Source organism: Bradyrhizobium sp. BR 10289 (assembly GCF_019455385.1).
Taxonomy (GTDB): domain Bacteria; phylum Pseudomonadota; class Alphaproteobacteria; order Rhizobiales; family Xanthobacteraceae; genus Bradyrhizobium.
The window spans coordinates 64,733-90,634 of record NZ_JACOFR010000029.1 but is presented as its reverse complement, the minus strand read 5'-3'; the positions used below and the strand labels follow the sequence as shown (position 1 = coordinate 90,634).

Sequence of the window (25,902 nt, the reverse complement as noted above, 5' to 3'; positions counted from 1 at the left end):
GAGCAGCAAAGCTCTAAAGCATGGGCGATATACCGCAGCCACAGCACGCTCCCTCCCCCCGGCAACGCTTGATGCCGCCGCCGGCGAGCGCAAACCCCTATTTGGCAGAGGTTGACCCTTCGGGCTCTCCCCCGAGCACATCGGACTTGTCGTATAACGCCGCGAGGCATCCGTTCGTCGCCATCAAGTCGGCACTCATGAGCAGTGACGGCTTCCACGTATGTTTGGGAACAGTAACAATCCGCCCAGAACTCGTCGCAACCAATCTTTGTCGCTCGACACTTTCCTGCCAGTATGGGCGCAAGCTATTGCGCTGGGAGAAGAGCAACGACGCCGCTGAACTCAGAAGGACTGATATCGTCATCAGAACCCCTAGCAATAAGGGCAAAGTGAGGGACCCAAGGGACAGCGAAGAGCTGCCCAAGAGCCGGCGCAGGCCCGGACGATATACACGTGTCAGCAGCGACGCGACCATCGTGAGGCCGAAAAGAAACAGCATCATCGCTTCGTTAGCCGCTCTCTCGACGAGCCGGCCACCTGTCGAAAATTCGTGCATGAAATATTCGAAGTAGATGCAGACCAGGCAAATTGCCAGCACGCCAAAGGCGAGCAGGCTGCCCCTCCCTGGGCGAACCGGTTCGGGTTCGGCCAAGGTCATTGTTGCTGCAACTAGGAGCCACGCGGCAACTGGCGGTTCCTTTAGAAAAGAGAGGAGGTCGCTGGCTACCGAGTCGAGGGCGCCGCGCAGCGAGAGGGCTATGTCGCCGGCGTGGCCCGCTCCGTTAAGGGCTGCTAGGCGGCTGTTACTCCCGCCTGAAAACACCACGATAGCGAAGCCGGTAAGCACCGCGACTGCGATGAGCACGTGTTGGCGTATCTGCAATATTTGACCGAATGCTTGGCGACCCAACACCGAACTTACGACAAAGACGATGAGCCAGGCGCCCGTGAATTCGTTGCACAACGCTGCGACAAAACCGCCTGACGCGATGCCATACGTTGCCGCATTCGAAAAACCGCTTCCGGCATAGAGCGCCCGTACGCATTCGCCCAAAATCAACGCGGAAAGAATGGCCGCGGGCGTGTAGGACGAGACGGCTGGGAGCCAGTAGAGCAGATCCCGCACGCTCGGCAGCGCACCGAGTAGGGCGCTGGCGAATGCAACCGCCATGAAAAACAACGGCAAGCCACGAATAGATGGCCACCATCGAGCGACGGCAACTGATATTCCCGCAAGGAAGATCATTGCGCAAGCCGCCATGGTCAGCTCATACGCTGACACCAAGCTGATGCCGGTTTTGGTAGAAATCGCAGCGGGCAATTGTATCAAGATGATAGGAACAATTCGGCCCGTTGCTCCACGGTACAAATCGATGATTGTCGGCACGAAGCCGACACGCACGTACCGCGCCGCAAAACAAAGATCGTCATGTTCGGGAGCCGTGTACAGCGTCAGCGCGAAGAGGCAGATCACGAACAGCGCTGGAATTAAGCTAGCAGCAACAAAGGCCGTGCGAATTTTGTAACCCCATAGCGGAAATCCCGTCGCATGACTGATTGTTCGAGCGCGCACGAAACCTCCTTGTGCAAGAAACCCAGATTGCAGATCGAGTCCAATGGTCACCTGCAATATCTGACTCTTGCCGACATTTGGGGGCGCGCTTGGGGACCGCTACTCACCGCAAGACGATTTTATAAATATTAACAATGAGTTATAGATTGAATATGGCGGAGAGAGTGGGACTCGCCCTCGCTGGGCTCGCGGACCACTTAGATTCAAGTTTATCCTTCAATTCAAGGGCCTCTTGAGCCGTCGGTGCTACACCGGGATGCTCCACCATGCCCTCGATCAAGATGCCGACCCCTGTCAAACGCCCGACCTCGCAATTCTACTGGATCCGGAAGAAGGTCCCCCTCCGCTACCGCCAATTGGTGGGCCGGACGGAGGTCTGGAAGTCGCTTGAGACCACCGACCGGCGCACCGCCGTCACCCGCTGCACCGCCGCCAGCGCCACGCTCGAGGCAGAGTGGGCTCGCCTCGCCGCCGCCGGAAGTTCGAATCGCGCTGCGGTGGTCGAATCCACGCCGCTGACCCATCAGGACCTGCACGCGCTGCGGGGCGCCGCCCATGTCAGGGTCCGCGACGCCCACCTGGCCAACCCGCCGGTCGGCTTTGCGGCCGTCGGTCTCAGGGCGGCTTTGGACGAGAGCGATCCGGAGGCGGTCGACCAGGCCGTTCGGTCGTTCCTCGCAGCCGAGGGCGTGGAAGCGACAGACGCAGAGGTAGCCCGATTTGCGCCGATGTTCATCGCCGCGCGACGTGCCGGCTACGCTGATGTGGCCCGCGCTGCCGGCGGGGATTACTCAGAAAATCCCGAGTTGGCGAAGCTGCCGCCCCGAACGACGCCGAAGCTCGATTTGCTGAAGGCGTTCGAGGAGTACGTCGAGAAGGGCGGTTTGAAGGGTGGCAAGGACGGGCCGACCGCAAAACGCTGGCGACCGAAGATCCGGGACTTCTGCAAGTGGCTCGGTCACCGAGACCTGGCGCGCATGACGAACGAAGACGGCTACCGCTGGGCCGATCATCTGGTCGACCAAGGCTACAACAGGAAGTCGGTGCGCCTTGTCTGGATCGCGTCGTTGTCGGCGACAGCGGGGTTCATGGTCGAGCGCCGCAAGCCGGGCGCCCAGAACCCGTTTCGAGGCATCGTCGTCCGCGATGCCATCGACACGAACGCCGAGGCCAAACCGCCCAGGCAAAAGGGCTTCACGCAGGCGGAAGCGAAGAAGATTTTGACGGCGACCGTCGCTACGCCGTCGAGCCTGATCTCTCCGGAGAAGCGCGCCGCCAGACGCTGGCTGCCGTGGCTCTGCGCCTATAGCGGCGCGCGGGTCAACGAGATCACGTCGCTCTTTCCGGCAGATATCACTCAAGACGAGGTTTCCGGCGTCTGGTGCATGGTCATCAAACCCTCTCTTGAGAAGACGTCCAACTGGCGCACCGTGCCAATCCACTCGCACGTCATAGAGCAGGGCTTCCTAGACTATGTCGAGGAGCGGCGCCGGCTGGGCAAGCCGCTCTTCTACGATCCCGCCCGCGGGCGCGGTGGCAAGATTGCCAACCCTCAGTACAAGAAGACCGCTGAGCGGATCGCAGATTGGGTTCGAGGTCTTGACATCAAGGGGGTTCAGCCCAACCACGGCTGGAGACATCTCTTCAAGAGCGTGGCGCGTCACGTCCACATGAATAGCGATGTGGAAGGATTCATCGTAGGTCACAGGCCGAAGGACGCGAACGCTGGGCACGACTACGGTGACCGGTGGGTCGCGACAATGTCAGCCGAGGTTGAGAAATACCCGCGCTTCGATATTCCCGGCTTGAAGGCTTTCCCAGCATCACACAAGCGGAAGCGGCGCACCAACTTTGACGTGGCCGTCGCGAAGTTCGCGCATGAAAGGCGCAAAGCGGCACGCGCGGCGCGAGTGCCACTTACAGGCTGAGTAACCGAGATTAGGGCGTAGGTGGCGGGGAAAGTGGGACTCTCTTCCCCGGGGCTGCATATGCGCGAAAACCGCCGAAAAACAAGGATTCCTAAATAGCCCGGCCACGATTTGGGACCACCGCTGTGTACCACCTGACCGGCCGATTCGGCCGTCAAACTCGGTCGATTTCGAGGCGATTGGAGAGCGCTCGAACGGACGGGCTCGGCCCGATTCCCCGGGGGCGGATCCCGCACGCACGACAGCGTTTCTTAAGCTTCGCCGTCGATACTTCCTGTGATCGCAGGATCACAGGGTCACGGGATCACAGTACGCCCTCCAGGGGCTTGGACGAGGAGCGGACGGGTGGCGAGACGGCAGAACGTTCTCGGAAATCCCGTTGCGGACGCGCCGGCGCTTGCGCCCGGTCCTGCGTCCGAAGGTGACTTCGATGGTGCGGTGCCGGCGGGTGGCGCGGCCCGGGCCGAGCGGCAATCGCGCCGGCACGCGTCGGCCGGTGGCGACGGGGCCACGGCGCCGGACGCGTCGCCGCGTGTGGGCACACTGAAGGAACGAGCGCGCCAGATGTCGCTCTATCTGGAGCCGGCGACCTACGACGAGCTGCGGGAAATCGCGCATCGGGAGAGGACCAAGATGCATGTTCTGCTGCTGCAGGCAGTGGACCAGTTCCTGAAGGGGCGCACTACGCCACCGAAACGATACCCATTGCTTTCCTTATTATCGCGCGGATAAAGGCGGTCAGAGCGTGCGCGATCGATCATGCACCGCAGGTCCGAAGCCGGCGGCCAATTGGGGCGACCCGACGCACACTCGTCTGCGGCATCGAACGCGCATCGGCGCTGCCTTCCATCAGGCGAGAGGAATACTTCCGAAGACGATGGCTACTGGCCGCTCCCTGGAAGCCCCACAAGAACGGGCGACGGACCATGGGCATGCCGCTCGGTCCGAACAGGAGAGCCCACATGAGCATACGGACCTATCATCGCACTGCCACAGTCAACGGACGTAAGATCTTCTACCGGGAGGCCGGCGATCCGGCCGCACCGACAATCCTGCTTCTTCATGGCCTGCCGACGAGCAGCCAGATGTTCCGCGATCTGATGCCGGCGCTCGCCGACCGGTTTCACCTCGTCGCACCGGACTACGTCGGCTTCGGGCATTCGGATGCGCCCTCGAACAAGGAGTTCGACTACACGTTCGACAATCTCGCCGCTCACGTCTCCGGCTTGGTCGATATCCTGGGGCTGAAGTCGTACATCCTCTACATGCAGGACTACGGCGGTCCGGTCGGCTTTCGGCTCTTCACGCAGCGCCCCGAGCGGGTGAAGGGCTTCATCATCCAGAACACCAATGCCTACATGGAAGGCGTCGGCGATGCTCCGAAGGGCGTGCTGCTGCCGTTGTGGGAGAAGCGCACGCCGGAGACGGAAAAGCCGGCACGCGAGTTCGTTGGGCTCGAGGGTACCAAATTCCACTGGCTCGTCGGCGCCAAAGATCCAGAGGCGATCAGCCCCGACAACTGGGTCCTCGACCAAGCGTTGCTGGACCGGCCTGGCGTCCAGGACTATCAGGTCGACCTGCTCGAGAACTACAAGACTAACATCGCTCTGTATCCGGAATGGCAGCCCGCCTTTCGTGCTCACAAGCCGAAGACCCTGATCGTCTGGGGCAAGAACGACCCGTTTTTCATTCCACCAGGCGCCCGCGCGTATCTCAACGACCTGCCGGACGCCAAGCTGGTCTGGCTGGATGCAGGACATTTCGTGCTCGACGAGAACGCTCCTCAGGTCGCCGCCGAGATCAAGGCTACCTTTGGTGTCTGATTGGAGTAATCGGAGCTGCCGGTCGCCGTTCGTCGGCCACCGGCAGCTCCGTCCATCTAAAAACCCCCGAGACTGCAGCGCTCCCGGAGGCCGTCCGTTTTTCGGACCTGACGCGGGGATGTGGTGCCGACCTCCCACGCCAGCCACTTCAGACGCACCTGAAATCAGGCAGGATCCGCGTCCTGCTCGCCGTTACGGCATGGCGTCGATCGTCACCCGGACCAGTCTCTCAATCGGTTCGCGAGCGGATGGGCGGAAAGTCGATCTCGGTCCTGGCAACTTCGTTGAGGTAGTTCGTGAAGATGTTTTCGGCGATCAGAGCCACGATTTCCACGATTTGCGCGTCGTCATAGCCCGCCGCCCGCACACGTTCGACGTCGGCGTCGGCAACGCGTCCACGCTGTTCGACGACGGCGACCGCGAAGCGAACTGCGGCTTCCGCCTTGGCATCCTTCGACCGCCCCTCGCGGTTCAAGGCGATCTCGTCCGGCCCCAGCTTGGCGGAGTTCATCGCCGCGTAGCTATGGGCGGACAGGCAGTAGTCGGAGCCGTTGCGCTGCGCCACGGCGAGCGAGATGCGTTCGCGGGTCTTCGGATCGAGAGCACGCTCTAGATTGCCGTGGAACGTGGCGAATGCGCCCAGCGCCGCAGGGCTGCTGCCGATCAGACGATAGACGTTCGGCACCACGCCGAGCCTTGCGTAGACGGCGTCCAGCACCTTTTTACTGCCAGGGGGCGCGGCGTCGCGGGTCGGTATTCGGAGCCGGGACAATCAGGTTTCTCCTCGATCTCTCGACCCGATCGGAAGCGTTCCGATCGGGTCGAGGCGGACTTGCCAGTTCAGGCGACCTTTTTGGCGAAGGATTCGACGCGTCGACGCGTGTCGCCCATCAGCTTCGACATCTGGTCGATTACCGCATAGCGGACGTGGGTCGGCGCGGTATCGGCATCGCCAGCGTCGAAAGGCGGTGCAGGCGCGTATTCCAGCGCGAGCTGGACGCATTGGGCGGCGTCCTCGCCGCGGAGTTCTGAGATCAGCGTCAGCGCGAAATCGGCGCCCGCCGTCACCCCGCCGCCGGTGATGACGTTCCCATCGCGTACGACGCGCGCCTTCTCCGGCGTCGCACCGAAGGACGGCAACAGGTCAAGCCAGGCCCAGTGCGACGAGGCGCGCTTGCCCTTCAGCAATCCTGCCGCTCCGAGGATCATGGATCCGGAGCAGACGGAGGTGACGTAGGTTGCCGTGCCCGCCAATCGACGCACTGCGTCGAGGAAGCCCTGGTCCTCGATGGCATCGATACATCCTAACCCGCCCGGAACGCAGATCACATCGCACCTGTCGATCTTGTCCAGATCGGCCAGGCGATCGAACGAGAGACCGTGCGAGATTACGGGTTTGGCGCCTATCGAGGCGACGACCACCTCGATGTCCGGGATCATGGTCAGGAACTGATGGGGGGCGGTGAAGTCGAGTTGCGTCACGTGGTCGTAGACGGGAATGACGACGGTGGTCATGGAATCTCTCCTTGCGAGGCCGCTTGGCGCACGGCCTGAGTCGATCTGCGTGGGAAGGCCTATCGCGGACGGGACGGCGAGGCGCTGAATGTGCGTCGCCGCCCCGGTCGTTCACGCCGCTTTCCGCGTGTGCAATTCCGGGAACGCGGAATCGAAATCGGTTTTGAAGGTGTTGTTGAAGAGGTTGGTGATGAAGCTGAAGGCGGTCTCAGCGACGATGTCGATGATCTGCGCGTCGCTGAAGCCGGCGGCGCGGACGGCGGCGAAATCGGTATCGTCGACGTGGCCGCGGGACTTTGCGACCTTGTAGGCGAACTGCAGCGCCGCATCGGCGGCCGGATCGGTCGAATGGCCTTCGCGGGCGAGCTCCATGTCCTCCTTGGTCAGACCGTTGAGCTTGCCGCCGAGATAGGTGTGGGCGGTCAGACAGTAGCTGCAGCCGTTCACTTCCGCGGTCATGATGTGGATGCGTTCGCGGGTCTTGTGGCCGAGGCTCTTGCCGAGCGTCGCGTGCATGTCGGCGATCGCCTTCAGCGCGTCTGGGGACTGCGAGATCAGGGCGAAGAAGTTCGGCACCAGCCCCAGCACCTTGACGTAGTTCTGAAGGATCGGCTGAGCTTGGGCGGGGGCTTGTTCGATGGTCGGGATCTTGGCGCGTGCCATATTGTCTCTCCTTTTTTCCGGGCCACCTCGGCTCGGCGTGGAAAGACGATGCGATGTTTCGCGAAGAACAATAATCTAGTGATTTCGAGAAGATTGCTTCCAGAAGATGGAAGGAGGATCCAGAGGCCTATCGCAACTTCGTCATGGCGGACCGCAGTCGATCGGCGGCGAAGTCAAGGAAGACTCGCATCTTGAGCGGAAGCTGCCCGCGGGCAGCATGGACGAGATGTACCGGTATGGGCGGTACGTCGAAGTCACGAAGGATCTGAACCAGCTTTCCAGATTGCAATTCCGACGCGCAGTGGTAGCGGTAGACCCTAGTGACGCCAGTTCGTCGCAGTGCCGCCTGGACCGCGGCTTCGGCAGCGGTCACCGAAAGTCGCGGAAGGATGTCAACGCCGAACTCGCGCTTGGCGCCCGGATCGCTGAAGGACCAGATCGCCGACGAAGGCCCGGCGAAGACCACGCAGGGCATCGTCTTCAGATCCTTCGGATGCTTGGGCGTTCCGTGGGCCGCCAGCAGGTCCGGCGATGCGACGACCACGGTGTCCATGGATCCGACGCGGGTGGCAATCATGCTGCTGTCCGGCAACGCGCCCAGGCGCACCGCCATGTCCACGTGGTCGTCGTACAGATGGAGGTTTCTGTCTGACAATAGGAGCTGGGCGTTGATGTCGGGATAGGTGGCTAGGAAGTCCGTGACGATCGGCAGCATATACATCTGACCGAACAGAAGGGGCGCCGTCAGGACGAGTTCGCCGCGCGGCGTCGTGTATTCGCTCGAGGCGGCGCGCTCGACCTCCTCGATGTCCTCCATGATCCGCTTGACCGCCGCGACATATTCCTGACCGGCGTCCGTCAAGGTCAGCTTGCGCGTCGAGCGCTGCAGCAGCTTCGTGCCCAAATACGCTTCGAGTTCGCTCACCTTCCGGCTGAGGGTCGGCAAAGGCATGTTGAGCGCCTTGGCGGCAGCGGTCAGGCTGCCCTTTTCGACCGTTCGCAGCACGATCGACATCGCTTCGAGACGGTCCATGTATTCTTTCGTTTTCTGGAAGTCACTCTCTACAATCGAATGGATTATTCAACCGAGCGGAACATTGCAAGATCGCACGTGCTAGAGCCGGCCTTGAACGAAGCCGTGCAGCAAGCCACGGAGCCTTCCATGACTGCGATGAACGAGATTTCCGCCTTCATCGACCATTTCATCGAAATCGCGCTTCCCGGCCGCCAAGACCTTTGCGAGGCGCTTTGCCAAGACCGGATTCCGTGTCTCGGCATCCGGCTCGTCGCTGCGGCTGTATCGGTCGCAACCCCGCCGGGAAGCGTCAATACCCAGGATCTCGTCGTTTTGCTGTATCTTGTGTTCGCCGTCGCGGCCCTACGTCTTGCGCACGTGGTGGCGACGTTGTCCGACTGCTGCCTCGCGACGCGTCGCATACTTTTGAAGGCAACGTCGGTTGCCAAGGGCTTCCTCCAAACGGGGTGTTCGGCTCCTGCACATTTTGGCCGAGCCCGCTGAGAAAGATGTGAGTTTGACCCGGGTGCGGGTGCCCGCACGATAGTGCCGACAATATCACCGAGCTGCCGCAGAAGGAGGTAACCGTCGAGAGGAAGGTCGAGGCTGTCAGCGTGCTCTATGTCGCCCAGGCGATGGTCGAGGCATGTGTCTGACAGTGGAAGGGGCCAGTGCGTAGGAGATGCGAACAGAAACGGACTGCGATCACCTTCGCAGAGACGGTTGTGTGCTAGTCATCATGGACCAAGACAGCGACGGCCCGCCTTGACAGTCACGACCATTGCCGACCGGCAAACCTTCATCCGAGCCAACACCCGGCTGCGGCCTGTGCCGCTGGTGCCGGAAATTGCGGTCTTCCTCGCCGATGAATCGTTGCCGCTCTGGCAGCAGACCGAGAACGAGCTTAACGAGGCCGGCCTTCCCCCGCCCTTCTGGGCCTTCGCCTGGGCGGGCGGCCAAGCGCTGGCGCGTTACGTGCTCGATCATCCCGATACCGTGCGAGACCGGCGCGTGCTCGACATCGCTTCTGGCTCCGGGCTCGTCGGCATCGCGGCGATGAAGGCCGGCGCGCTCGGGGTGACCGTGTCCGACATCGATGCTTTCGCGATCGCGGCGGCCGAACTCAATGCTGAGGTCAACCAGGTTCACCTCACGTCGTGCGGCAAGGACGTGCTGGACACTCAACCAAATGACCGATGGCAGACCATCCTCGCGGGCGACATTTTCTATGAGCGGGACGTCGCGGCGCGTACCTTCGCATTCCTAGCCAACCATGCGCGCGCCGGCGCGACGATCTTGATCGGCGACCCCGGGCGCTCCTTCCTTCCGAAGGCAAAACTTGTCCGACTCGCCGACTATCGCGTACCGGTGACCCGCGACCTAGAAGACACCGAGATCAAGCATACGGCGGTTTGGACCATCTCGCGGGATACTCCGTAAGCTGCTTTGCGCGGCGTCAGTCGTGCTCTCGATGAACTCAAGCGCGCCACAGCGCAAGCACCATCGGAAGCTCGGTGAAGCGCCGACGTTCGCTTCAGCGCTTTGACGCCTGCGAGTACGACCGAATGGTCAAAGTTCACAGTAACTACTTGTTTTGGCGCGAGAAATCTGGTCCTGCCGCCGCATTATGGAACAAAATGCCGGAATTTAGGTTACTTCATTCCGCCTACGCGCAAATCCGCGTCCCAGAAAAGTCTACTGACCACCGGCATTTGCTTGCCATAAGCTCTGAGTCAAGAAGGCATCACCCAGTGACCGAGTTGGATGACGGCTATCTTGAAGCTTGTGCCGCAGAGCCCATTAAGATCCCCGGAGCGATTCAGCCTCACGGCGCGCTTTTGGTGGTCGAACCTGAAACCCTGAAGATATTGCAACAGAGCGCGAACGCTCGCCGACTGCTTGGGTTCGATGTCCGCAATGACGCGTTGCTTCCTGCTTATGAGGAAGCGACCACGCTTTGCGAGGAGATCCGTGGGTGGTTGTCGGGAGGCGAAAACACGCTTTTCTACCTGGTTGCAGTCGGATCGCAGCAGCTTCAGCTCACCGCCCACCGCAGCCCCCAAGGACTCTTGTTGGAATTCGAACCACCGCCGCGACCAGGCGAATCGACGCTCGATGGTCTTTACCCGCGGTTGCGGGACTTTCTGGACCGTATATCCGGTGCCCACGATATTACCAGCATCGCTGAGGAGGTGGCCCGCGAGGTGCGGGCAATCACCCATTTTGATCGAATTCTACTTTACAGCTTCGACGGTAACGGCGACGGCACGGTGTTGGCCGAAGACACGAATGGAATTCTTCCTTCCTACCTCGGCCTTCGATTTCCCGCATCCGATATTCCCGCTCAAGCGCGGGAGCTCTATCGCCTGAACAGGATCCGGCTCATTCCTGACGCCAGCTACGCTCCGGTCCAGATCGAACCTTCGATCAGTCCCCTCAACGGACTGCCGCTTGACCTGTCGCAGGTGGCGCTGCGCAGCGTTTCGCCCGTTCACCTCGAATACATGCGCAACATGGAGACGGCGTCGTCGATGTCGATGTCAATCATCATCGACGGTGCGTTGTGGGGGCTCATCTCCGGGCATAGCCGCGCCTCACGGATGGTCAACGCGCAGATCCGCACCGCATGCGACATCCTCGCTCAAGTCGTGTCGCTGCAGATTGGCTCGCGCCTGAAGGCAAGCAGTGCCGCGGAACGCCTCGAGCTGAAGAGCGTGGAGACGTCGCTGCTCAGCAAGCTTTCGGTCGCAACTTCGTTTCAGCGCGGGCTGGTAAACAATCCGCACGAATGGCTGCGGCTTGTGGATGCGGAAGGCGCCGCAGTTGTCGTGCAGGGCGGCATACTGACGACCGGTCAGACGCCGAGCGAGCGCCAGATACGTGATCTGGCGACGTGGCTCTTCGAGGCCGGGCACGACGTATTGGAAACGAATTCGCTGGCTTCGATATGGTCGGGCGGCGAGTTCTTGAGCGAAAAAGCCAGTGGTGTGCTGGCGGTCTCCATCTCGCAGATCCGGGGCGATTACATTATCTGGTTCAGGCCCGAAGTCGTCAAGACGGTTGCTTGGGGAGGCGATCCCAACAAGCCTATGGAGAGCGGGGCCGGCCGGCTTCATCCGCGCAAGTCCTTCGATCTTTGGAGACAGCTCGTCCGTCAGCAGTCGAAGCCGTGGACTTCGGCAGAAGTCGAGAGCGCGCTTGGCTTCCGCGCGTCGATTCAGACTCTTGTGCTGAAAGCTGCGGAGGAACGGGCTGAACTCACGGACCGGCTGGAAGCGGCCAACAAGGAGCTGGAGTCGTTTTCCTATTCGATTTCGCACGATCTGCGTGCCCCTTTCCGGCACATTGTCGGTTTCGCAGAACTTCTGTCGGACAAAGAGAAAGGGCTCGATCAAAAGTCGCGTCACTACATCGAAACGATCAGGGGCGCCGCGATCTCGGCAGGAAGGCTCGTCGACGACCTTTTGCATTTTTCCCAACTCGGGCGCTCTCAGCTTCTCAAGTCGAACGTCGATGTCGCCAAGATTGTCAACGAATTGAGGCATTCGTTGCGGACGGAGACCGAGGGCCGAAACATCGAATGGCAGGTAGGGAGGCTTCCAATAGGCTATGGCGACCCCGCCATGCTTCGTCAGGTGCTTCAGAACCTGCTTCACAACGCCATCAAGTATACCGCGCCGCGGGACCCAGCGGTCATCGTCGTCTCGGGACATGAAGACGCGAACAGCACGACCTATGTCGTCGCTGACAACGGCGTCGGCTTTGAGATGAAGTACGTCGACAAGCTTTTTGGCGTGTTTCAGCGCCTCCATCGGGCCGAGGAATTCGAGGGGACGGGCATCGGGTTAGCCCTGGCCAAGCGTATCGTCGAACGCCACGGCGGCTCAATCAGCGCCGAAGGCAAGGTCGGGGCCGGCGCCTCCCTTACGTTCACCTTGCCGCGCCCTAAAGATTTGAAGAAGAGGAGCTCTTAATTGCCGGACCTCAGGCCGATTTTGCTTGTTGAAGACAACCCGCGAGACCTCGAGTTGACGCTGGCGGCGCTCGCGAAGTGCCAATTAGCCAACGAGATCGTCATTGCTCGCGACGGAGCCGAAGCGCTCGATTACCTGGCCGCGCGGGGCAGCTTCGAAGGCAGGCCACCCGGCGATCCGGCCGTTGTGCTGCTCGATCTCAAGCTTCCCAAAATCGACGGGCTGCAGGTTCTCGAAAAGGTCAAGAACGACCGCCATCAGCGGCAGATCCCCGTCGTGATGCTGACCTCCTCGAGAGAGGAGCGCGACCTGGTAAAGAGCTATGAACTGGGCGTCAACGCCTTTGTCGTGAAGCCAGTGGACTTCAACGCCTTCTTCGAAGCCATCCAGGATCTCGGAATGTTTTGGGCCGTGCTGAACGAGCCGCCTCCCCGCCCCTTCACCAACGAGGCCCAATGATGAAGCATGAGCCTATCCGCATTCTGCTGCTTGAAGACAGCGAGATCGATGCCGAACTGCTGGCCGCGCACCTATCGAAGGCCCAATTGGGCTTCACACTCGAGCGCGTCTACAACAGACGGGATTTCGTGGCGGCTCTGGAAAGCGGCGGCCATGACATCGTGCTGGCGGACTATTCATTGCCGGACTTCGACGGCCTCTCGGCACTGAACATCTCCACGGTCCTGCAGCCCGATCTTCCCTTCATCTTCGTATCGGGAGTCGTTGGCGAGGAATTTGCCACGAACGCGCTCAAGCGGGGCGCCACTGATTACGTGGTGAAGCGAAACCTCACACGGCTGTCGACAGCGGTAGAGCGTGCGCTCGAACAAGCCCGCCAGCGCGCATCGGCCAAGAAGATTCAAGATGCTTTGGCCCGCAGCGAAGTCAGCGCGCGTCTGGCGATGGAAGCGGCCAAGCTCGGCCTGTGGGACTATGATCCGGCGACGCGTGAGCTCAAGTGGGACGCCAGCGCAAAGGCGATGCTCGGCTGGCCGGTCCAGAAATCGCCGGGTTATCGAGACTATCTTGCCGCCTGTCATCCGGACGACCGCGACCGACTTCATCAGGCTGTCCGCCAGGCGACGACGTGGTCTCGCGAACACGATGGCACGTTCGGTGCGGAATATCGTATCTTCTCGGACGCCGGCAGCGAGCGTTGGGTAGCCGCCCGCGGTCAGGCATTGTTCGAAGAGAAGGAATTCAAACGCTTTGTCGGGGTCGTGCGCGACATCACCGAGGAACGCAGAGCGAAGAAGGATCTGGAAGACCTCACGACCGACCTGGAACGTCGCGTCGCGGAACGAACCGCGGAGCGGGACAGCCTTTGGCGGCTCAGTCCAGACCTGTTCGCCGTGATCGGACGGGAGGGACGATTGCGGCGCCTCAACCCGGCGTGGAGCACAATGCTCGGGTACGCCGAAGGCACCCTCACGGAGAGCATGTTCGATCTGTTGCTGCCCCCCGAAGAGCGCACCGAGGTGAAGCGACAGCTTGCCGATACGATCCGCGATCGCACCGTCGGTCGCTTCGAAAGCCGTATCCGCCATGCGAACGGCGAATGGCGGTGGGTCACCTGGAATGCGGCGCCGGATGAGGAAGCCATCTATCTCGTTGGACGCGACTGCACCGCCGAAAGAGCGGCAGCGACCGCGCTGGCTGAACGCAACGCCGAACTCGCCCGGCAGATCGAAGAGCGGGAGCGTGTCGAACAGACCCTCCGGCAGATGCAGCGGCTCGAGGCCGTCGGACAGCTCACCGCCGGGGTCGCTCACGATTTCAACAACCTTCTTACGGTCATCCTGGGCAACATTGCTTTCGTGGAGAAGCGGTTCGACAAGCCGGAGCGCGAGCAGGACGTCCGATCGCGCCTCCAGTACATGCGGACCGCGGCTGAGCGAGGAGCCACACTTACCGCCCAGTTGCTGGCGTTCTCGCGGCGCCAGAAGCTCGAGCCAAAGCCCGTCGACCTGAATGAAACCGTGACCGGGATGAGCGAGCTTCTGCAGAGCACGATGAAAGGCTCAATCCGGATCGAAACCGTGTTGAAGAGCGACCTAGCCCCAGCACTCGTCGACCCGACGCAAATCGAATTGATCATTCTCAATTTGGCCATCAACGCGCGGGACGCAATGGAGATCGGCGGCGCACTCACCGTCGAAACCGGTCAGGCGGTCGTAAAGGAAGCGCCGGCCAGGCCGGCCGACCCGCCTCCGGGTGACTACGTGGTCCTGACGGTGAGCGACACCGGTACCGGCATTCCTCCACATGTCCTTGACCATGTGTTCGAGCCGTTTTTCACCACAAAGGAGGTCGGAAAAGGTTCAGGCCTTGGATTGCCGCAAGTATTCGGGTTCGCCAAGCAGTCCGGCGGTGGCGTGAAGATCAGGACGGCTACAGGGGAAGGTACCAGCGTTAGCGTCTATCTTCCTCGCGCCGCCAGTGCCTCCCAGGCCCCTGGGCAGACGCCGAAAAGCGAGACCGCGTCAGGCCGGGCCTCCGCCAAGACAATCCTTCTGGTCGACGACGACAGCGCCGTTCGCGAGGTGGTCGGCGTGATGCTCGAAGAGCTGGGGTACTCCGTTGTCAGCGTGGGTAGCGGCGCCGCCGCCTTGGATATCCTTGCCGGGCCGGAGCATTTTGACGCTCTGATAGTGGACTACGCCATGCCGGCGATGAGCGGCGTGGAGGTTGCCAAGAAGGCACATGGACTCCGACCGCATCTTCCGACTCTTTTTGCGACCGGCTATGCCGACCTCAAGGCTCTTGAAGAGATCCATCACGCGAGGCTGATAAGGAAGCCGTTTCAGGAGGAAGAGTTGGCGCGCCGGCTCCACGAAGCATTTGCCGAGTTCGACGATCCCAAAATCGTTCGTCTGCGGGGCGCCGGCTAGGTCATGGTCGGCAAAACCTTTCTATCTTGCCTGAGATGCACCTTTGGAGATCGACATGCCGCTGCGGCTGCTGGTGGTGGAAGACGAAAGCTTAATTGCCATGATGATAGAAGACATGGCCGAAGAACTGGGCCACGAAGTCGTTGCCAAGGCGACTAATGTCCCACAAGCAACGAGCTTGATCGACGCTGGCGGATTCGATGTAGCCCTCTTGGACGTCAACCTCGCCGGCGAATTCAGCTATGGTCTGGTCGAGATGCTGCAGACCAGGGACGTCCCATTCTTGTTCACGACAGGCTACGGAGCAGGGATCGAGGAAGAATGGCGAAGTTGCAAAATCCTGCAAAAGCCGTTTGCAGAGGATCAGCTCAAGGCTGAACTTGTCGCGTTCGAGAAAGGGTGAAGCGGCGCCTTGTCGTGGTATTTGACACGCGCGCCCGGTATGTTTTCGCAGAAATCGTAGTCTGGCGCGGAAAATCTCGGCGTCAGTGGGACTCTCTTCCCCCTTCGCCGCGATTGTGTGAAAATCCGCGGAAAACAAGGATTCATGACCACCCCTGTGTACCACCCGTTCCGCGATTCAGGGTGTCATTCTCAGTCGATTTCGAGGCGCTTCAGGACGCCAATCGATCGTCGCTTGTCGTCCTGGAGAGGGTGAAGTCCAGGCTTTCCTCGCGAGCGACCCGCAGGGCCCGTCCGACAACAGCCTTGCTTCTGCATCGCACGGCCCGGCGTTCTAAGTCTCTCCTAAGTTAGAGAGCGCAAAGGCGACGAGGAGGCCGACGACAACGAGCAAGCCGGCCAGCTTCTGTTCGCCTTCGACCGCTTCGGGCACCATGGTGTTCACCACCATCGTCAGGAGAGCGCCCGCAGCGACGGCACTCACGGCAGCAACGACCTGAGGGGAAGCTCCGCCAAGGAAAGCCGCTCCCGCGGAAGCAGCAAGCCCGGAGAGGACGGCGATCGTTGCCCAAAGGCCAAAGATGTAGAGCCGGGAGCGACCCGCGGTTCGCATGCCGAGCGCACTGGACAGTCCTTCCGGGAAATTGGAGAGGAAGATAGCTGCCAGCATAGCGAGGCTGATGCCTTTCCCGCTCAACAGCCCGAGCCCCAGAACCACGCTTTCCGGAACCCCGTCGAGGAGCGACCCGATTGCGATCGCCAACCCTCCGCCTTGGCCGGCGTTCGCCTGCTGGTCCCCGGACCGTTTACGTGAATGCGCGCCTGCTCGAGAGACCGCCCAATCGGCAAGGGCATACATTGCGGAGCCCGCAACGGCACCGGCGACGATCGGCCAGATCCCGCCTTCCTGATACCCGTCCTCCAACAGGTCGTAGGCCACGGCCGAGATCAGCACGCCGCAACCGAACGACATGATCCCCGCGGTAACGTACCGAGGCATCCTGAGGACGAATGCGACGGCTGCTCCCAGGAGCAGCGATGAGGCACCAAGCAGCCCCCAAAGGCCGGCGGTCAACCAGATCGGCATCGGAGCACCAGCTATGTTTCGCGACCTGGGGGCGGCGAGACCTGGCTTGCGCTCTTCTCCCGCGTCTTACTTGCCTTCTTCACCGCCGAGCGGCGCTTCAGAACCGATGTCAGAGCGCTCGCCATCTTGCGCGCGATCTTACCTGCAGCCATTGCCCGTGCGCCATTTACCAAAGTTCGATCCTCCAATTGCTGCGTAAGCGATGCGACCAGCGGTTCTCGTTGGGATCATGACCCTGAGGCTTTGCCTAGCCTCCGCTTGCGAAGCCGGGGAATAGGGTCATGCCGCCGTCGATGAACAGGGTGGCGCCGGTGACGTAGTCGGCGGCGTCGGAGACGAGCCAGGCGACCGCCTGCGCGATGTCGTCCGGCTCTCCGATGCGCTTGTAGGGCACCAGCGTCATCAGGCTTTCGTACGCTTCCCTCGTCTCCCAGGCGCGCTGATTGATGGGCGTCCGGATGGCGCCGGGTGCGATGCCGTTGACGCGGATGCCGATGGGGGCGACTTCCTGCGCGATGCTTCGCATCATCTGCATCACGCCGCCTTTCGATGCCGCGTAGTTCGCGTGGCCCGCCCACGGAATCTCCTGATGGACCGAACTCATGCAGACGAGCTTGCCGGCCGCGGCCGAGATGTCACCGACGATGCCCCGTCTTTTGAATTCGCGGACTGCCTCCCGGGCACATAGAAACTGGCCGGTGAGATTGACGCCGATCACCTTATTCCACTGATCGATCGTCATCTCATGGAAGGGCGCGTCGCGCTGCAGTCCGGCGTTGTTCACCACGATGTGCAACGTGCCGAAATGATCGATGGCACGGGCGAACATCGACCGGATGTCATCCTCGTTGCTGACGTCCGCCTTGATTGCGATCGCTTTTCTGCCCCGGGCCTCGATTTCATGAACGACTTCTTCGGCTGAGACGGGATCCACGACATAGTTGACGACGACGTCGGCGCCGGCCGCGGCCAGCCCCAGCGCGACCGCGCGGCCGATACCTGAGTTGGCGCCGGTCACCAGCGCAGGCTGCCCTTCCAGGGTCACGGGAAAGCGGGCCTGCGGTCGCAAGCGCTCGCCCGGGCTTGCCGGAGCGGCCGGGTCGGTTGAATTCACTGTCATGGCGGACCTCCTAGCCGGAGCGCGCGGCTTCATCTCCCTCGCTGGGGAGGGCTCTCTTGCTACCGCGGTGCTCCGAGGGTTTTTCGCGGTGGGTGAGGTTGTGGGCGGTATTGACGAGGGCTATGTGAGAAAAGGCCTGCGGAAAGTTTCCGACCAAGCGCCGCCGCGAAATGTCGTATTCTTCCGATAGCAGGCCGACGTCGTTGCGAAGCGCGAGAAGCCGCTCGAACAATTCCTTGGCCTCGGCGTCGCGGCCGATCAGATGGTAGGCGTCCGCCAGCCAGAAGCTGCAGGCCAGGAACATGCCTTCCCCCGGCGGCAGACCATCCTTCGTCGCACCCGTATCGTAACGCCGGACGAAACCGTCTTGGAGCAATTCCCGTTCGATCGCCTGGATCGTCGAGATCACGCGAGGATCCTCGGGTGGCAGAAAGCCCACGGCCGGGATCAGCAGCAAGCTCGCGTCGAGTTGCGGCTCGCCGTAGACCTGGACGAAGGTTTTGCGCTTAAGGTCGTAGCCGCGCCGGCACACCTCGTCGTGGATCGCGGCTCGTTGCGCTTCCCACTCCTCGACGGGGCCCTTCATGCCGAACTCGGCAGCCGACTTGATGGCCCGATCGTAGGCGACCCACGCCATGATCTTGGAATACGTGAAGTGTTTCGCGCCGCCCCGGACCTCCCATATGCCCTCGTCCGGCTGGCTCCAGATGCTCTTGAGATGGTCGAGCAGCGCGCATTGTACTGCCCAGGCGCGCTTGTTCTCGCGGAGGCCGCCGCGGCGCGCCTGATATAGGGCGTCCATCAGCTCGCCGTAGACGTCGAGCTGAAGCTGGGTGTGCGCCGCGTTTCCGATCCGGACGGGCTTGGAGTTCTCATATCCGGAGAGCCACGGGACTTCCCACTCGGTCAGCCTGCGTTCGCCGGTCACCGCATACATGATCTGGAGCTGCTGCGGACTGCCCGCGACGGCGCGGACAAGCCAATCCCGCCAGGCGCGCGCCTCGTCGAAGAAGCCCGCGCCCATCAGCGCCAAAAGCGTCAAGGTGGCGTCACGCACCCAGCAGAAGCGGTAGTCCCAATTTCTCGAGCCTCCGATCTGCTCCGGCAGCGACGTCGTAGCGGCCGCTACGATGCCGCCGCTCGGCCCGAACGTCAGCGCTTTGAGAGTTATCAGGGATCGCTGGACCGCCTCCGAATATGGCCCTGCCGTCTTGCAGCGGGTGGACCAATCGCGCCAGAAATCCACTGCCTTTTTCAGAAGAGACGTAGGGTCCTCGGGAGCGGCGGGATCCTGGTAGGATATCTGATGGGAAAGGACGAAAGCCACGGTCTCGCCGCGCGCGACCGAAAACGAGCCCACAGTCTTCATGTCCTCGCCGCGCATCGGCACCGCGGTCCTGAGCAGTAGCATCGACGCGCCCGCGACCATGCTGACCGCTCCGTCCTCAAGGCGGCTGACCCAAGGTACGCTGGTCCCGTAGTCGAAGCGCGCGACAAGTTCGCTCCGCATCTCGACCTCGCCCTCCAGTCCTTCGACGATTCTGACGACCTTCGAGAGATCCGTCTTAGGCGGCATGAGATCGATGAGGCGGACCCGGCCTTGCTCGGTCGTAAAGGTCGTCTCGAGAATCAAGGTACCCGGTCGGTAGCGTCGCTCGCTGCTCGAGCGAGCCTTGGGGCAAATCTTCCAGTAACCGTTGTACTCATCGCCGACTAGCTTCGCGAAGCAGCTGTCCGAATCGAAGCGGGGGACGCAGAGCCAGTCGATTGACCCATCGCGCCCCACCAGACCCGCAGTCTCACAGTCGCCGATCAGGGCGTAGTCTTCGATTCGAGCCATGCTGGGGATCCAACCGGAACCTTTGCCCTCCAGTTCCGCAGATCCGAGTGCGGACGTTCATACTTTCGGCTGAGGTCTAGTGGTGGATGCGCCCTAAGGGGAACCCGCGAACCTCTTCGCCCGTTCTCTCAGAATCGGAGGGTCTCATGAGTGATAGGCGGAAGAAAACGGAAGGCGGCACCGCCCACTTCTTCGGCGAGTTTGCTACCCGCACCTCGCAGGCTGCGGGGCGCGCGTCGACCTTCGTGCTCGCGGCCCTGGTGGTGGTCATCTGGGCGATTACCGGTCCGTTGTTCGGCTATTCGGACACATGGCAGCTGGTCATCAACACCGGCACCACCATCGTCACCTTCCTGATGGTCTTCCTCATTCAGAATTCTCAGAACCGCGACAGCGCAGCCATGCAGGTCAAGCTTGACGAATTGATCCGCGTCGGGACGGCGCGAAACTCCCTTGTCGGTATCGAGCATCTCACGGACGAAGAGATCGAAGACCTGCGGGAGAAATGCGAATCGCGCGCCAAAGCGGAAAAAACGGCGAACGAGCGTGTGAAGACGACCGGACGACGGGCCCGCCGCGCCGCCGAGCAGGCGGCAAGTTAATCGCTGCGGCACCTATACCGCGAAGGGTGTCAGGGCCGCCCGCAACAGGGTACAGGTCGGTCGTCACGATAGAAGGAAGGTGCTCTCCAGACGTAAGTGGGTCCTTGGCCGATCACCTGCGCGAAGCGACGAGAGCTACGCTCCGAAGGGAGTTAGGTACTCGCCGGGCATTCGCGTAGCGAGCCGACGCTGAGTTGAACCGCTGCCTACCGATTTCTCGAATGGTCAGATCGGAGAGTGCGGCAGCATCGGTCACACCGCGCTGATGAAGTTCGAGCATCTTCCTTGCGACGACAGCGCACAAGGGCCCTCGCGATCGACGAGTTCGAGTTTTCGGAGAGCGGCCTTGAAGGCCAACTCGAGCGTTCTGCTGTTCTGGCGCAATGGTGATGTCCGCGAGCAAGCGCGTAACAGGCATGGTTGTGCTCCACGTGGTGCAGGCGGGAGCGCAATCGGTCTCTCAGCCACCATCGCCTACGGGCAGAGCCTCGGCCAATGATGCTGGAAGTAGGTACCTCTGGAACTGGAAAGACGAGTCCTATCTTTCGATTAGGACGGTGAAGCGCGGGCCGTGGAACCTACGGGCATGGTGGTCGTTGCTTGGCCGCGGCAGCAGTAGCGAGGAGTGCACGTGAACCGACGCCAGCTTGTTCAAGGGTCGGCGTTACTGCCGGCGTTGCTGCTCGCCTCGCGCAGCGGCTTCGCCGCTGCGTCGGACGAGACCTTTGGCCCGTCGACGGTGAGGGATCTTGCCCGTGCGATCGCAAGCAAGCCGTTCGAGGCGCCCGACGAGAAGCTGCCGGCCGGATTGAAAGACCTGGACTACGACCAGTACCGTTCGATCCGCTTTTTGCCTGAGCGGGCCCTTTGGCGCGGCAAGAATCTTCCTTTCGAAGCGCAGTTCTTCCATCGTGGCTTCTTCTACAAGAACAGGGTGAACATCTTCGAGGTCGCGGATGGAAAGGTCGCCGAGATCAAGTACCGCAAGGCGGACTTTTCCTTCGGAGAGAAGGTCCCGGCGTTCGAGGAGACGGATCTCGGGTTCGCAGGCTTCCGCATCCATGCGCCCATAAACCGTCCCGACTATTACGACGAGGTCTGCGTATTCCTGGGCGCGAGTTATTTCCGCGCTGTGGCCAAGGGGCAGACGTACGGGCTCTCCGCCCGCGGACTCTCGATCGATACCGGCGAAGCCAAGGGCGAGGAGTTTCCGCTCTTCAAGGCCTTCTGGCTCGAGCGGCCGGCGTCGGGTGCAACCTCGATGGTCATCCATGCTCTCCTCGACAGCAAAAGCTGCGCGGCAAGCTACCGCTTCACCGTCCGGCCCGGCGAAACCACGGTGTTCGACGTCGAAATGTCCGTCTATCCGCGCGTCGAAATGCAGCGGGCCGGTCTCGCGCCCATGACCAGCATGTTCTTCTACGGCCCGAACGACCGCAACGACATCGATGACTTCCGTCCGTCGGTCCACGATTCCGACGGCCTGGCGATCTTCAACGGCAAGGGCGAAAGCCTTTGGCGCCCGCTCAGCAATCCGCGAGATCTGCAGATCAGCACCTTTCAGGATCTCAATCCCCGCGGCTTCGGCCTGATGCAACGGGAGCGAAACTTCTTCGCCTACCAGGACATCGAGTCCAGCTTCGAAAAACGTCCAAGTCTCTGGATGGAGCCGATCGGCGATTGGGGCGATGGCGGGGTCGTCCTGTTCGAGATTCCGACCAAGGAAGAGGTTCACGACAACATCGCCGCCTTCTGGCGGCCTAAGAATCCGCTGCAGGCCAAGGGCGAACACAACTACACCTATCGACTGCACTGGGGACCGGATAGCCCTAAACCGCATTCGCTCGCCAGATTCACGCGAAGCGGAATAGGGGCGCGAGGCGAGGATGCCCGACTCTTCGTCCTCGATCTGATCGGCGAGAACCTGAAGGGCATCGATCCTGCCGGCGTGAAAGGCATCGTTACGGCGGAGAAGTCCGAGGTGAAGAACATCGTGACGCAGCCCAATCCATACACCGGCGGTTGGCGATTGAGCTTCCAGTGCCAAGTCAAGGGAGAGCCGATCGAGCTGCGGGCGTTTCTGACCGAGGGCGACAAGCCCTTGTCGGAAGTCTGGGTCTACCGATGGGCACCTTGAACACGGCACCCCGCCCGGTCGCCGGCGAGATCACGACGCAGCGCCTGTTGCCGCGCGAGACGCCCCTTCCGATGGCTCCTGGCGACCTCGCAAAAAGCCGGGTGCCCGACCGCGTTTCTGCGGCAGTGGGCCCTGCGATGACCTGGCGACGCAGCCTCATTCTGCTCGCGACCGCGGCACTCACGGGGGCCGGCGGATTTGAGATGTATCGCGTGCTGGAGGTCGGCGGCGTCACCGTACTGGAAGCCATGGTGCTGGCGCTGTTCCTCGTTCTGCTCGCCTGGGTGGCTTTCTCGTTCGCGTCCGCACTCGCCGGTTTCTTCGTACTGCTGGCCCATCGTTCGACCGCGGTAGATGCGGAGCTACCTTCGATCGCAAGCCGCACGGCCATGCTGCTTCCCACCTACAACGAGGACCCCCATCGATTGACGGCGCGGCTGCGCGCGATCATCGAGTCCTTGGAGGGGACGAACCATGGAGAGCTGTTCGACTGGTATGTTCTGAGCGACAGCACCGATCCGGACATTTGGGTCGCCGAAGAAAAGGCATTGCTGGCGTTGCGACAGGCCGTCGGCACTTCGCGGCTGTACTATCGTCACCGCGCCGACAACACGGCGCGCAAAGCCGGCAACATCTCCGAGTGGATCACGCGGTTCGGCGCCGTCTACGACTTCATGATCGTGCTTGACGCCGACAGTCTCATGAGCGGACAGACCATCGTCCGATTGGTCCATGCGATCGAGACCAACCCGAGCGCCGGGCTAGTCCAGACGCTCCCCATGATCGTCAATGCGCGAAGTCTCTTCAGTCGCGTCCAGCAGTTCGCGGGCCGCCTGTACGGACCGATGATCGCTGCCGGCGTCGCCTGGTGGCACGGCTCGGAAGGCAACTATTGGGGACACAACGCGATCATCCGGGTGAAGGCGTTCGCGGAAGCGGCGGCGCTGCCCCAGCTGCGGGGACGCAAGCCGTTCGGCGGGCACATCCTCAGCCACGATTTCGTCGAGGCTGCGCTGATGCGGCGGGCCGGGTGGGGCATCTACATGCTGCCGACGCTCGGCGGAAGCTATGAGGAAGTTCCGCCCTCGCTGCTCGATTTCGCCGCCCGCGACCGCCGTTGGTGTCAGGGCAATCTTCAGCATCTCGCCGTGGTGCCCGCGCAGGGTCTCCACTGGGTGTCGCGGCTGCATTTCATGGTCGGCATAGGGGCCTATTTGACGGCACCGCTGTGGCTGCTGTTCCTGCTGCTGGGGATGCTGATCTCGCTGCAGGCCCGGTTCGTGCGTCCGGAGTATTTTCCCAAGGGCTTCTCGCTCTTTCCCACCTGGCCGGCCCAGGATCCCGTGCTCGCCATTTGGGTGTTCGTCGCCACGATGGGACTGCTACTGCTGCCGAAGCTGCTTAGCCTTGTCCTCGTCTGGCTACGGCGCGCGGAGCGACAGCAATTCGGCGGCGCGTTGCGGACCTCGGCCGGAGTTCTCGCGGAGGTCGTCATCTCCGCGCTGATGGCGCCTGTCATGATGATCTTTCAGTCGATCGCGGTCGTCGAGATTCTGGCTGGCCGCGATGCCGGCTGGCAGACGCAAAGGCGGGACGACGGCACAGTGGAGCGCCGCGAGCTCTACCGGAAATACGGCGTCCCGACCTTGTGCGGTGTTGCCATGGCCGCAAGCGCCTACGCCGTTTCGCTGCCGCTTCTGCTCTGGATGTCGCCGGTGATCGTCGGGCTGCTGTTCGCGGTGCCCATCGGTGCGCTGACGGCCAAGCCCGCGCCCGGAAAACTGTTCTCTACCCCTGAAGACCGGGAGCCGCCATCTGTCCTGCGCCGAGCCAACGAATTGAGTGCGGCGGCGGATCTCGGAGCCAGGCCCGCGCTGGTGGAGCTTCGCCAGGACCCAGCGCTGTTGGCCTTCCACCTGGCGCAACTGCCGCCTCCTCCCGCCGCTCGGCCCGACAAGGTCGATGCCAACCTGGCGGTCGGCCGCGCCAAGGTCGATGCGAGCGATACCTTCGAGGAAGCTGCGGCGCATCTGTCTTCGCGGGAAGTCCTCTCGATCTTGAATGACGGTTCAACGCTCTCGACCGTTCTGCAGAAGCGATGAGGGTTTGGCCTGGCGGGCAGTTCGAAGAAGTAGCTAGAGGATCGGGTCGTATAGCTGATTATTCGATCAGTTCGTCCGCTTCGATCAGAATGGATGGAGGTACGGCAAGACCGAGTGTCTTGGCCGTTTTTGTGTTGATGACCAATTCGAACTTCGTCGGCCGCAAAACCGGAAGCTCGTCCGGTTTCGCGCCTCTAAGGATTTTGCCGGCGTACGCGCCCAGCTGGCGATACGTGTCGGAGAGGCTGGCGCCATAGCTCATGAGACCCCCACCGGCCGGGAATTCCCGGATATGGAAGATGCCCGGCAGACGATCCCGGGCCGAAAGTCTCAAGATTTGCTCGCGGCGGCTGTCGAAGAACGGATCATTCTGCACGATCAGCCCTGAGATTCCTGCCTTGACCAGCTCAGCAAAACCGGAGTCGATCTCGGCATCGGTGCTCGCTTGCTGGACCCGGATTTCGCGCCCGAGCGTGCGGGCGGCGGCCGCGATGGATTGCTTGTGTTCTTCGGCCGCCTCGGCGCCGAAGCGCGGGTTCACAAGTAGTCCCAACACTTGGGCCGCAGGAACCATCGAGCACAGGAGCGCGAGTCGCTTTCCACCCAAATCGCCGGTGAAGAAGTTGACGCCAGTCGCCACGCCGGGACGATTCATGCTCTTCACAAGGCCCGCCTGCACGGGATCTTCGCCGACCACGAACACCATCGGGATCGGAAAGTTCGCTGCCTTCGCCGCCTTCGCAGCGGGGTCGCCGGCCGCGACCACCAACGAGGGCCGCCGATCCCGGAGATCGGCGGCAAGTGATGGCAATTGGCCGTAGTCGCCTCTCGCCCAGCGATACTCGACGACGACGTTGCGGCCCTCGGCGTACCCCATCTCTTCGAGCCCTCGTCGAAAGGCATTCGTGTGAGTTTGAGCTTCTTCGGGCGAGCGGGTGCTGAGAAATCCGACGACGGGTTGCCCTGCTGCGCACGTGCGATTGCCGGCAGGCCGGCCGCGACGGCAAACGCTCGGATGAAATCGCGCCTTCGCATTGTTTCCTCCGCTTACAGCTAAGGTACACATTTTGCCGGTCACGCGCAGAGATTTCGGATGGACGTAGCATCGCCACCGGGAGTGGCCACCCAGCGGTCGCGGCCAGAATCGAACTCCTTCGATGCAGCTCAACTTCGTGCGCCCCCGGCGTTGGGAACAAATCCATCGAGATTCGCTTGATGACTGGCGCGACC

The 25,902-nt window shown here is 61.9% G+C and carries 21 protein-coding genes; 12 read left to right on the top strand and 9 right to left on the bottom strand.

Annotated features, from left to right (window positions below; genetic code table 11):
* Positions 1 to 97: 97 nt before the first annotated feature.
* Positions 98 to 1,630, bottom strand: coding sequence for a hypothetical protein (locus tag HYH08_RS32595; RefSeq protein ID WP_220013909.1), 1,533 nt, complete (start codon positions 1,628 to 1,630; stop codon positions 98 to 100).
* Positions 1,631 to 1,839: 209 nt separating this feature from the next.
* Between HYH08_RS32595 and HYH08_RS32590 the strand changes: the two genes are divergently transcribed.
* The 3 genes from HYH08_RS32590 (at position 1,840) to HYH08_RS32580 (ending at position 5,324) form a co-directional block, all read left to right on the top strand.
* Entirely contained in the window at positions 1,840 to 3,501 is a 1,662-nt protein-coding gene (locus HYH08_RS32590; RefSeq protein ID WP_220013908.1) for a DUF6538 domain-containing protein, read from the top strand.
* 345 nt (positions 3,502 to 3,846) lie between these two features.
* A complete protein-coding gene (locus tag HYH08_RS37845; protein WP_220013907.1) occupies positions 3,847 to 4,233 on the top strand; it encodes a hypothetical protein in 387 nt (128 codons plus the stop codon).
* Between the two features lie 230 nt (positions 4,234 to 4,463).
* Positions 4,464 to 5,324, top strand: coding sequence for an alpha/beta fold hydrolase (locus HYH08_RS32580; protein WP_220013906.1), 861 nt, complete (start codon positions 4,464 to 4,466; stop codon positions 5,322 to 5,324).
* A gap of 229 nt (positions 5,325 to 5,553) precedes the next feature.
* Here HYH08_RS32580 and HYH08_RS32575 read toward each other — a convergent pair whose 3' ends face one another.
* The 4 genes from HYH08_RS32575 to HYH08_RS32560 form a co-directional block, all read right to left on the bottom strand.
* Positions 5,554 to 6,096 carry a carboxymuconolactone decarboxylase family protein gene (locus HYH08_RS32575; RefSeq protein WP_220013905.1) on the bottom strand — a complete coding sequence of 181 codons (543 nt, stop codon included), beginning with the start codon at positions 6,094 to 6,096 and terminating at the stop codon, positions 5,554 to 5,556.
* Between the two features lie 68 nt (positions 6,097 to 6,164).
* Complete coding sequence (locus tag HYH08_RS32570) at positions 6,165 to 6,839, bottom strand: DJ-1/PfpI family protein (protein ID WP_220013904.1); 675 nt, start codon at positions 6,837 to 6,839, stop codon at positions 6,165 to 6,167.
* Positions 6,840 to 6,950: 111 nt separating this feature from the next.
* Complete coding sequence (locus tag HYH08_RS32565) at positions 6,951 to 7,502, bottom strand: carboxymuconolactone decarboxylase family protein (protein WP_220013903.1); 552 nt, start codon at positions 7,500 to 7,502, stop codon at positions 6,951 to 6,953.
* A 127-nt stretch (positions 7,503 to 7,629) separates the two neighbouring features.
* A complete protein-coding gene (locus HYH08_RS32560) occupies positions 7,630 to 8,535 on the bottom strand; it encodes a LysR family transcriptional regulator (RefSeq protein ID WP_220013902.1) in 906 nt (301 codons plus the stop codon).
* Between the two features lie 129 nt (positions 8,536 to 8,664).
* Here HYH08_RS32560 and HYH08_RS32555 point away from each other — a divergent pair, with 129 nt between their 5' ends.
* The 6 genes from HYH08_RS32555 to HYH08_RS32520 all read left to right on the top strand — a co-directional run bounded on the left by HYH08_RS32555 (position 8,665) and on the right by HYH08_RS32520 (position 15,785).
* On the top strand, positions 8,665 to 9,021 hold the full coding sequence (locus HYH08_RS32555; RefSeq protein WP_220013901.1) for a hypothetical protein: 357 nt from the start codon (positions 8,665 to 8,667) through the stop codon (positions 9,019 to 9,021).
* A 261-nt stretch (positions 9,022 to 9,282) separates the two neighbouring features.
* Positions 9,283 to 9,957 carry a class I SAM-dependent methyltransferase gene (locus tag HYH08_RS32550; protein WP_220013900.1) on the top strand — a complete coding sequence of 225 codons (675 nt, stop codon included), beginning with the start codon at positions 9,283 to 9,285 and terminating at the stop codon, positions 9,955 to 9,957.
* 311 nt (positions 9,958 to 10,268) lie between these two features.
* Positions 10,269 to 12,491, top strand: a complete 2,223-nt coding sequence (locus HYH08_RS32545; RefSeq protein ID WP_349631485.1) for an ATP-binding protein — start codon at positions 10,269 to 10,271, stop codon at positions 12,489 to 12,491.
* On the top strand, positions 12,492 to 12,950 hold the full coding sequence (locus tag HYH08_RS32540; protein WP_028141937.1) for a response regulator: 459 nt from the start codon (positions 12,492 to 12,494) through the stop codon (positions 12,948 to 12,950).
* Positions 12,947 to 15,382 carry a response regulator gene (locus tag HYH08_RS37580; protein ID WP_228748231.1) on the top strand — a complete coding sequence of 812 codons (2,436 nt, stop codon included), beginning with the start codon at positions 12,947 to 12,949 and terminating at the stop codon, positions 15,380 to 15,382. The genes HYH08_RS32540 and HYH08_RS37580 overlap by 4 nt, the downstream gene beginning before the upstream one ends.
* A gap of 55 nt (positions 15,383 to 15,437) precedes the next feature.
* The gene (locus tag HYH08_RS32520; protein WP_220013899.1) at positions 15,438 to 15,785 is read left to right on the top strand and encodes a response regulator; all 348 of its coding nucleotides are present in this window, start codon (positions 15,438 to 15,440) and stop codon (positions 15,783 to 15,785) included.
* A gap of 333 nt (positions 15,786 to 16,118) precedes the next feature.
* Here the strand turns inward: HYH08_RS32520 and HYH08_RS32515 are convergent, their stop codons facing one another.
* From HYH08_RS32515 to HYH08_RS32505, 3 genes are all read right to left on the bottom strand, one after another.
* A complete protein-coding gene (locus HYH08_RS32515; protein ID WP_028141939.1) occupies positions 16,119 to 16,871 on the bottom strand; it encodes a ZIP family metal transporter in 753 nt (250 codons plus the stop codon).
* 247 nt (positions 16,872 to 17,118) lie between these two features.
* Positions 17,119 to 18,024 carry a glucose 1-dehydrogenase gene (locus HYH08_RS32510; RefSeq protein WP_228748230.1) on the bottom strand — a complete coding sequence of 302 codons (906 nt, stop codon included), beginning with the start codon at positions 18,022 to 18,024 and terminating at the stop codon, positions 17,119 to 17,121.
* On the bottom strand, positions 18,002 to 19,831 hold the full coding sequence (locus HYH08_RS32505) for a glycoside hydrolase family 15 protein (RefSeq protein ID WP_220013898.1): 1,830 nt from the start codon (positions 19,829 to 19,831) through the stop codon (positions 18,002 to 18,004). The genes HYH08_RS32510 and HYH08_RS32505 overlap by 23 nt, the downstream gene beginning before the upstream one ends.
* Positions 19,832 to 19,977: 146 nt before the next feature.
* On the opposite strand from HYH08_RS32505, the gene HYH08_RS32500 reads away from it, so the two are divergent.
* The 3 genes from HYH08_RS32500 to mdoH all read left to right on the top strand — a co-directional run bounded on the left by HYH08_RS32500 (position 19,978) and on the right by mdoH (position 24,672).
* Positions 19,978 to 20,433: a low affinity iron permease family protein gene (locus tag HYH08_RS32500; RefSeq protein WP_220013897.1), complete on the top strand. Its 456-nt coding sequence runs from the start codon at positions 19,978 to 19,980 to the stop codon at positions 20,431 to 20,433.
* A 676-nt stretch (positions 20,434 to 21,109) separates the two neighbouring features.
* Positions 21,110 to 22,570 carry a glucan biosynthesis protein G gene (locus HYH08_RS32495; protein WP_228748241.1) on the top strand — a complete coding sequence of 487 codons (1,461 nt, stop codon included), beginning with the start codon at positions 21,110 to 21,112 and terminating at the stop codon, positions 22,568 to 22,570.
* On the top strand, positions 22,558 to 24,672 hold the full coding sequence (mdoH, locus tag HYH08_RS32490; RefSeq protein WP_220013919.1) for a glucans biosynthesis glucosyltransferase MdoH: 2,115 nt from the start codon (positions 22,558 to 22,560) through the stop codon (positions 24,670 to 24,672). The genes HYH08_RS32495 and mdoH overlap by 13 nt, the downstream gene beginning before the upstream one ends.
* Positions 24,673 to 24,730: 58 nt before the next feature.
* Here mdoH and HYH08_RS32485 read toward each other — a convergent pair whose 3' ends face one another.
* On the bottom strand, positions 24,731 to 25,738 hold the full coding sequence (locus HYH08_RS32485) for an ABC transporter substrate-binding protein (protein ID WP_228748240.1): 1,008 nt from the start codon (positions 25,736 to 25,738) through the stop codon (positions 24,731 to 24,733).
* Positions 25,739 to 25,902: the final 164 nt, after the last annotated feature.

Excerpts from the sequence above, each read along its gene's own strand:
- HYH08_RS32590 (WP_220013908.1), top strand. The coding sequence starts at position 1,840 with ATGCCCTCGATCAAGATGCCGACCCCTGTCAAACGCCCGACCTCGCAA.
- HYH08_RS32580 (WP_220013906.1), top strand. The coding sequence starts at position 4,464 with ATGAGCATACGGACCTATCATCGCACTGCCACAGTCAACGGACGTAAG.
- HYH08_RS32570 (WP_220013904.1), bottom strand. The coding sequence starts at position 6,839 with ATGACCACCGTCGTCATTCCCGTCTACGACCACGTGACGCAACTCGAC.
- HYH08_RS32565 (WP_220013903.1), bottom strand. The coding sequence starts at position 7,502 with ATGGCACGCGCCAAGATCCCGACCATCGAACAAGCCCCCGCCCAAGCT.
- HYH08_RS32560 (WP_220013902.1), bottom strand. The coding sequence starts at position 8,535 with ATGGACCGTCTCGAAGCGATGTCGATCGTGCTGCGAACGGTCGAAAAG.
- HYH08_RS32555 (WP_220013901.1), top strand. The coding sequence starts at position 8,665 with ATGACTGCGATGAACGAGATTTCCGCCTTCATCGACCATTTCATCGAA.
- HYH08_RS37580 (WP_228748231.1), top strand. The coding sequence starts at position 12,947 with ATGATGAAGCATGAGCCTATCCGCATTCTGCTGCTTGAAGACAGCGAG.
- HYH08_RS32520 (WP_220013899.1), top strand. The coding sequence starts at position 15,438 with ATGCCGCTGCGGCTGCTGGTGGTGGAAGACGAAAGCTTAATTGCCATG.
- HYH08_RS32515 (WP_028141939.1), bottom strand. The coding sequence starts at position 16,871 with ATGCCGATCTGGTTGACCGCCGGCCTTTGGGGGCTGCTTGGTGCCTCA.
- HYH08_RS32510 (WP_228748230.1), bottom strand. The coding sequence starts at position 18,024 with ATGAAGCCGCGCGCTCCGGCTAGGAGGTCCGCCATGACAGTGAATTCA.
- HYH08_RS32505 (WP_220013898.1), bottom strand. The coding sequence starts at position 19,831 with ATGGCTCGAATCGAAGACTACGCCCTGATCGGCGACTGTGAGACTGCG.
- HYH08_RS32500 (WP_220013897.1), top strand. The coding sequence starts at position 19,978 with ATGAGTGATAGGCGGAAGAAAACGGAAGGCGGCACCGCCCACTTCTTC.
- mdoH (WP_220013919.1), top strand. The coding sequence starts at position 22,558 with ATGGGCACCTTGAACACGGCACCCCGCCCGGTCGCCGGCGAGATCACG.
- HYH08_RS32485 (WP_228748240.1), bottom strand. The coding sequence starts at position 25,738 with ATGTGTACCTTAGCTGTAAGCGGAGGAAACAATGCGAAGGCGCGATTT.